This window comes from Acinetobacter sp. ANC_7553 (genome assembly GCF_056779895.1).
Genome location: NZ_JBWYIV010000064.1, coordinates 1 through 261, shown reverse-complemented (window position 1 = coordinate 261; position 261 = coordinate 1). Strand labels below are relative to the sequence as shown.

The 261-nt window shown below is 43.7% G+C and carries 1 protein-coding gene; it reads left to right on the top strand.

All coding sequences use genetic code 11. From position 1 onward, the window contains the following. The coding region (locus tag AC1M9I_RS14700) for a 3-oxoacid CoA-transferase subunit A (protein WP_481592561.1) at positions 1-243 on the top strand (243 nt) is incomplete at its 5' end. Positions 244-261 lie beyond the last annotated feature (18 nt).

Genomic DNA, 261 nt, shown 5'->3' with positions numbered 1-261 from the left:
TACGTTTTAGAAAATCCAATCAAAGCTGACTTTGCGTTAATTAAAGCGCATAAGGGCGATCGCTGGGGGAACTTGGTATACCGTAAATCTGCACGTAACTTTGGTCCAATTATGGCCATGGCAGCAGATATCACCATCGCACAAGTATCAGAAGTCGTGGAACTCGGTGCCTTAGATCCTGAACACATCATCACCCCAGGGATCTTTGTACAACACGTTGTACAAGTTCAACCTGCACAGTAATTTGAGATTGGAGAAATA